The 5,358-nt window shown below is 71.4% G+C and carries 3 protein-coding genes; 2 read left to right on the top strand and 1 reads right to left on the bottom strand.

The window, feature by feature from the left end; genetic code table 11:
• Positions 1 to 268 precede the first annotated feature (268 nt).
• Entirely contained in the window at positions 269 to 754 is a 486-nt protein-coding gene (locus HW445_RS17450) for a pyridoxamine 5'-phosphate oxidase family protein (protein WP_180221936.1), read from the top strand.
• 153 nt (positions 755 to 907) lie between these two features.
• On the opposite strand, the gene guaA is transcribed toward HW445_RS17450, so the two are convergent.
• Complete coding sequence (gene guaA, locus HW445_RS17455; protein ID WP_180221937.1) at positions 908 to 2,497, bottom strand: glutamine-hydrolyzing GMP synthase; 1,590 nt, start codon at positions 2,495 to 2,497, stop codon at positions 908 to 910.
• Between the two features lie 218 nt (positions 2,498 to 2,715).
• On the opposite strand from guaA, the gene pcrA reads away from it, so the two are divergent.
• The gene (pcrA, locus tag HW445_RS17460; RefSeq protein ID WP_180221938.1) at positions 2,716 to 5,217 is read left to right on the top strand and encodes a DNA helicase PcrA; all 2,502 of its coding nucleotides are present in this window, start codon (positions 2,716 to 2,718) and stop codon (positions 5,215 to 5,217) included.
• Positions 5,218 to 5,358 lie beyond the last annotated feature (141 nt).

Below are 5,358 nucleotides of genomic sequence, written 5' to 3' on the forward strand. Positions count from 1 at the left end.
GACCTCACCCTTCACAACCGTTCCGAGGGGCCGTGGGTCTCGGTCACGGCGGGGAAAATTGTGAACCGGCCGCTACGAGCAGCCCGATCACGCGGCAGGGGTGCCGTGCCGATGCCCCGCGCGCGCCGGGGCGCGTGCCCGGCCGGACGGGGGCGCGGGGCACGGGCGGGGGCGCGCGGGAACCGAACTCGCCCGGTCCCCGGGTTTCCGCGCCCGCCCCGGTGCACTTCACCCCCCGGCGGCCGCTGCCAGGCAGCAGACTGTGGCCATGACGAGCATCACCGACTGGGCGGCGTTCGCCCGTGCCGAACCGGAACTCGCCGACGTGGTCGAGAAACGGTTCGGGGACTTCACGCACCACGTCCTGGCCACCCTCCGCAAGGACGGATCGCCCCGCACCACCGGCATCGAGGTGCGGTTCCTGGACGGGGACCTGTGGCTGGGCATGATGCCCGGCTCGCTGAAGGCGCTGGATCTGCTGCGCGACCCCCGCTTCAACCTGCAGGCGAACCCCGGGCCGGGCACGGGGATGGGCGGCGGTGACGTGCGGATCGCCGGGCACGCCCTCCCGGTCGAGGACGGCGAGGCCCGCGCGCGTTACGTGGGGCAGGTCTCCCCGCCCGACCCGGACGGCTTCCACCTGTTCCGCGTCGACCTCACGGAGGTGGTGCGGGTCTCCGTGGAGAACGACGAGTACATGGTCGTGCAGACCTGGACGCCGGGCGCGGAACTCCGCTCGGTGAGGCGCACCTGACCAGGCGGATGTGACGGACCTGACGGACCTGACGGACCTGACGTCGGGGCGGACGTGACGGACATGACGAAGGGGCGCCGCCCGGAAGATCCGGACGGCGCCCCTTCGGCGCACGGCGCGTGCGGCCCGCGCGTCACGCGGTGGTGGGAGAGGTCACTCCCACTCGATGGTGCCCGGCGGCTTGGACGTGACGTCCAGCACGACGCGGTTGACGTCGCGCACCTCGTTGGTGATGCGGGTGGAGATCTTCTCCAGCACCTCGTAGGGCAGGCGCGACCAGTCGGCCGTCATGGCGTCCTCGGACGAGACCGGGCGCAGCACGATCGGGTGGCCGTAGGTGCGGCCGTCGCCCTGGACGCCGACGCTGCGGACGTCCGCGAGCAGGACCACCGGGCACTGCCAGATCAGGCTGTCCTGACCGGCCGCGGTGAGCTCCTCGCGGGCGATCGCGTCGGCCTCGCGCAGCAGGTCCAGGCGCTCCTTGGTGACCTCGCCGACGATGCGGATGCCGAGACCGGGGCCGGGGAACGGCTGGCGCTGGACGATCTCCTCCGGCAGGCCGAGCTCCTGGCCGACCATCCGGACCTCGTCCTTGAACAGCTGGCGCAGCGGCTCGATCAGCTTGAACTCGAGGTCCTCCGGCAGGCCGCCCACGTTGTGGTGGGACTTGATGTTGGCCGTGCCGGTGCCGCCGCCGGACTCGACGACGTCCGGGTACAGGGTGCCCTGGACCAGGAACTCGACGGGCTGGTCGCCCGGCGCCTCGGCGACGATCTCGGCCTGCGCCTGCTCGAAGACGCGGATGAACTCACGTCCGATGATCTTGCGCTTCTCCTCCGGGTCGCTGACGCCCGCGAGCGCGGTCAGGAACCGCTCCTCGGCGTCGACGACCTTGAGCTCCACACCGGTGGCGGCGACGAAGTCCTTCTCGACCTGCTCGGTCTCGCCCTTGCGCATCAGGCCGTGGTCGACGTACACGCAGGTGAGCTGCTTGCCGATGGCCTTCTGGACCAGCGCGGCGGCGACCGCGGAGTCCACACCGCCGGACAGGCCGCAGATGGCGCGCTTGCTGCCGACCATCTCGCGGATCGCGGAGACCTGCTCCTCGATGACGTTGCCGGTGGTCCAGGTGGGCTGCAGGCCCGCGCCCCGGTACAGGAAGTGCTCGAGGATCTGCTGGCCGAACGTGGAGTGCATCACCTCGGGGTGGTACTGCACGCCGTACAGCTTCTTGTCGTCGTTCTCGAAGGCGGCGACCGGCACCACGTCGGTGGAGGCCGTGACCGCGAAGCCCTCGGGGGCGGCGGAGCAGGCGTCGCCGTGCGACATCCACACGGGCTGCTCGTCGGGGGTGCCCTCGAAGAGGGTGGAGCCCGACCGGCTCACGTGGAGCTGGGTGCGGCCGTACTCACGGGCGCCCGTGTTGTCGACCTGACCGCCCAGCGTCTGCGCCATCAGCTGGAAGCCGTAGCACATGCCGAAGACGGGGACGCCGGCCTCGAAGAGGGCGCGGTCCAGGGTCGGCGCACCCGGCTCGTACACGGACGAGGGGCCGCCGGAGAGGATGATCGCCGCCGGGTTCTTGGCGAGGATCTCCTCGACCGGCATGGTGCTCGGCACGATCTCGCTGTAGACCCGGGCCTCGCGGACGCGACGGGCGATGAGCTGGGCGTACTGCGCACCGAAGTCGACGACCAGGACGGTGTCGGGGGCGGCGGACGCAGCGGTGGGCGCTGATGACACGGGGGGCCTTCCGGCGTCAGGGTGTGGGTCTGTCCGCCCAATTCTACCGGTGTGCGGAGAACGCCTCTCCCGCCTCGTCCGCCGCCCTGTCCTCCGCCTCGTCCGCCGCCCTGTCCTCCGGCTCGTCCGCCGGCTGGTCCTCCGGCCGGTCCTCCGGTCCGCGCGGGTTTCGGACAGCGGCCGCGGGTGTCGGTGGAGGCACCTAGACTCGGAGGGCGATGAGCAGCCTCTTTGACGAAAGCTACCTGGCGAGCCTCCAGGCCCCTCCGGCCTACGACGAGGAGCCGCCGCCGCCCGAGGACGAGTACGGCGACCACGCTCCGGAGCCGATCCCGGACGACCTGTTCGCGGGCCGCTTCGACGTGCCCCCGGCCAGGGACGCCTACTACCGGGACGGTGCCCCGCGCCCCGCGCTGAGCGGCGCCGCCCTGCTGGAGGGGCTGAACGAGAACCAGCGGGACGCGGTGACGCACGCCGGGTCCCCGCTGCTCATCGTGGCCGGAGCCGGTTCCGGCAAGACCCGGGTGCTCACCCACCGCATCGCGTACCTCCTCGCCGAGCGCGGCGTGCACCCCGGCGAGATCCTGGCGATCACCTTCACCAACAAGGCCGCCGGGGAGATGAAGGAGCGGGTCGAGCAGCTGGTGGGGCCCCGTGCCTCCGCCATGTGGGTGATGACGTTCCACAGTGCCTGCGTCCGCATCCTGCGCCGTGAGAGCAAGCGCCTCGGCTTCACCTCGTCCTTCTCGATCTACGACGCCGCCGACAGCAAGCGGCTGATGGCGCTGGTCTGCCGCGACCTGGACCTGGATCCGAAGCGGTTCCCGCCCAAGTCGTTCAGCGCCAAGATCTCCAACCTGAAGAACGAGCTGATCGACGAGGAGGACTTCGCCGCCCAGGCCGCCGACGGCTTCGAGAAGACCCTCGCCCAGGCCTACGCGATGTACCAGTCCCGCCTCCGCGAGGCGAACGCGCTGGACTTCGACGACCTGATCATGACGACGGTCAACCTGTTCCGGGCCTTCCCGGACGTGGCCGAGCACTACCGCCGCCGCTTCCGGCACGTCCTGGTCGACGAGTACCAGGACACCAACCACGCCCAGTACGCGCTGGTGCGCGAGCTGGTCGGCGGCGCCTCGGAGATGCGGGACGAGGACGTGCCGCCCGCCCCCGAGGACGTGCCCCCGGCCGAGCTGTGCGTGGTCGGTGACGCCGACCAGTCGATCTACGCCTTCCGCGGGGCGACGATCCGGAACATCCTCGACTTCGAGGAGGACTACCCGGACGCCACGACGATCCTGCTGGAGCAGAACTACCGCTCCACCCAGACCATCCTCAGCGCCGCCAACGCCGTCATCGAGCGCAACGAGTCCCGCAGGCCGAAGAACCTGTGGACCAACGCCGGCGCGGGCGCCCGGATCACCGGATACGTCGCCGACAACGAACACGACGAGGCGCAGTTCGTCGCCGACGAGATAGACCGCCTCACCGACGCGGGCGACGCCAAGCCGGGTGATGTCGCGGTCTTCTACCGGACCAACGCGCAGTCCCGTGTCTTCGAAGAGGTCTTCATCCGGGTCGGCCTGCCGTACAAGGTCGTCGGCGGCGTGCGCTTCTACGAGCGCAAGGAGGTCCGGGACGTCCTCTCCTATCTGCGGGTGCTCGCCAACCCGGAGGACGCGGTGCCGCTGCGCCGCATCCTCAACGTGCCCAAGCGCGGGATCGGCGACCGTGCCGAGGCGATGATCGAGGCGCTGGCCCGGCGGGAGCGGATCAGCTTCCCGCAGGCGCTGGTCCGCGTCGACGAGGCGTACGGCATGGCGGCCCGCTCGACCAACGCGGTCAAGCGGTTCAACACGCTGATGGAGGACCTGCGGACGGTCGCGGAGTCCGGCGCCGGTCCGGCCACGGTCCTGGAGGCCGTGCTGGAGCGGACCGGGTATCTCGCCGAGCTCCAGGCGTCCACCGACCCGCAGGACGAGACGCGCATCGAGAACCTCCAGGAGCTCGCCGCGGTGGCCCTGGAGTTCGAGCAGGAGAACGCGGAGGGGGAGAGCGGGTCCTCGCTCGCCGACTTCCTCGAGCGGGTCGCGCTGGTCGCCGACTCCGACCAGATCCCCGACGAGGAGGACGGCAACGGCGTCATCACGCTGATGACGCTGCACACCGCCAAGGGGCTGGAGTTCCCGGTGGTCTTCCTGACCGGCATGGAGGACGGCGTCTTCCCGCACATGCGGGCGCTCGGCCAGGTCAAGGAGCTGGAGGAGGAGCGGCGGCTGGCGTATGTCGGCATCACCCGCGCCCGCGAGCGGCTGTACCTGACGCGGGCGGCGCTGCGCAGCGCGTGGGGGCAGCCGGCGTACAACCCCCAGTCGCGGTTCCTGGAGGAGATCCCGGAGACGTACCTCGACTGGAAGCGCAAGGGCAGCTCCTCGCCGGGCGGTTTCGCGGCGGGTCCCGCGGCGGGTGTGGCGGCGACGCTGTCGTCCACGCGGTCGCGTTCTTCCGCCCAGGGCGGTTCCGGTTTTGCCACCCGTCGGGCGGGGGACCGGCCGGTGGCCGCGCTGTCCGTCGGCGACCGGGTCACCCACGACCAGTTCGGGCTCGGCACGGTGGTCGCCGTGGCGGGCGAGGGGGACAAGGCGCAGGCGACGATCGACTTCGGTGACGGAAGCCCGAAGCGGTTGTTGTTGCGGTACGCGCCGGTGGAGAAGCTCTAGGACGGCGGAGTGGCGGAGGCCCTCCACCAGGACCGCACGGTCGTGGAGGGCTGGGGGCCGGGGCCAAGGGGCCGGGGCCCAGGGGCCGCCGGACGGGTCAGGCGGCCGGACCGGCGAGGCCGGCCAGGCAGGACCAGCCGG

Origin of the sequence: Streptomyces sp. UH6, from assembly GCF_013421635.1 — a bacterium.
Lineage (GTDB): Bacteria > Actinomycetota > Actinomycetes > Streptomycetales > Streptomycetaceae > Streptomyces > Streptomyces abyssomicinicus.

Bases quoted from the DNA above. Each gene is read 5' to 3' on its own strand.
- HW445_RS17450 (WP_180221936.1), top strand. From the start codon at position 269: ATGACGAGCATCACCGACTGGGCGGCGTTCGCCCGTGCCGAACCGGAA.
- pcrA (WP_180221938.1), top strand. From the start codon at position 2,716: ATGAGCAGCCTCTTTGACGAAAGCTACCTGGCGAGCCTCCAGGCCCCT.